At 53.3% G+C, this 1,554-nt stretch carries 1 protein-coding gene; it reads right to left on the reverse strand.

Going from position 1 to position 1,554, the window contains the following annotated elements; translation table 11 throughout:
- Nucleotides 1–175: 175 nt before the first annotated feature.
- Entirely contained in the window at nt 176–1,480 is a 1,305-nt protein-coding gene (locus CA13_RS34335; protein ID WP_146395143.1) for an IS4 family transposase, read from the reverse strand.
- Nucleotides 1,481–1,554 lie beyond the last annotated feature (74 nt).

The following is a 1,554-nucleotide window of genomic DNA, read 5'->3' on the forward strand; positions in this document are numbered from 1 at the left end:
GGTCAAACCCAATACTGTTCGGCACTCCGTTTGCCCTTGCTGATTTCTAGCCGGAGTGATGGAGGCAGTGCTAATTGATGGACGTGAGCGAGGTAACCTCATTGGCAGCCGTTGGTTCCTATCGCGCAGCAAGCAACCCCGCCGAGACTTTCTGTTCGGTCGGAGCGCAGTGTCCCTAATGGTTCTTCGACTTTAGCTTTTTGATGTGGGCCTCAAGCTCTTGCAGTGACGCCCAGCCGAGCAAGTAGAAGCAAATCATCTCGTAAGTTCTTTTGTTCGGCTGACCGCCGGTGTAAATCAGAATCAGAAAGCACGCGATGATCGCGAGGTACATCTGAATCTCAACTCCGTTGGGCTTCGTGCTAAGGAGATGGCGGCAGCCAAGCAGCTGTTTGATCATTCTGAAAAATAGTTCGATTAGCCACCTGAGGCGATATGCTTCTGCAATCAGCTCAGCGGGAACATCCATCAGGCTGGTTGCCACACGAAGAATTCCGTCACTATTGGCTCCGCCTTTGCCAGTGCGAACGTGTGAGGGCACTTCGATCTCGATGTAACGGACGGGATGATCGGTGGCGATGGTCTTGCGATTGGATGTGTGCGCCCCGAGTATTACTTCGCAATCAAGCCGAACGCCCGCGGCCCGATCCGCATCAGTGAGAGGGCGTTCTTTGAGTCGTTTTGGCGTGCTGTTGTCGCGTAGTCGGCAAATGTAACTGCTGTCGGCGGCATGGATCGCATTGAACAGTTCGAACTTCGCATAGCCTCGATCAGTGACATAACATCGATCGGGTTGCAATACGGAAGCCAAGGCAATTTTCTCGTCATCTTTGCCTTTAGGTTTAGCGGGTGTCGCATCGACTCGCTCTGGCACGCCACGGAGAATTTCAAAGTGCGTGTGCATTCGGTAGCCGTCAACCGCTGTCGTTGTGGTGCGTCCGGCTGCACGCCCCGTGGACGGAATCCAAGACAGCGAAGCCACTCGTACAGCCGTTTTGAAAACGCTACCATCAACAGCGGTTAATTGGTCTTTGATCCCATCGAACCGTGAAGGATCTGCGGATGGGATTTGTGTAGCCAAACTGGCTGCAATCTCTTTCAGCGGCTCAGGATCGAAAATGGTAACGGACTCTGAGAGCGAAGCACGTCCAACACCGAACTTTTTTTGTACAGTTTCCAGTTCACTCGCTTGCTGCAGTCCCCGCAGCGAGGACAGAATCGGATTGAACAGCCACATCAGCACCAAAACGCCGTACTGGTCCATGTGTAGATCACGACTACCGGCCTTGTCTCTTTGAGCACCTACGCTATGAAGCGACTCCAGTAGTGGCCGAATGCGTTTGAAGAACTTCAGGCCAGTGATGTCTTTGGCATCGATCCTTGACTCGACATTAGGTCTTTTTGCCGTGACGCCGGGGGCGAGTTCTGCCTCGCTGAAGCCAGCAGGTTTTCGACATTTCGGCAGTTTCTTTTTTGCCACAGCTTTGGCCTTGGGGTGTCAACATGGCGGACCATCCGCATTGGGTTGACTTGGCGCAAGTCGCGTGCCAAAAC

The sequence above is a fragment of the Novipirellula herctigrandis genome, from assembly GCA_007859835.1.
GTDB lineage: Bacteria > Planctomycetota > Planctomycetia > Pirellulales > Pirellulaceae > Novipirellula_A > Novipirellula_A herctigrandis.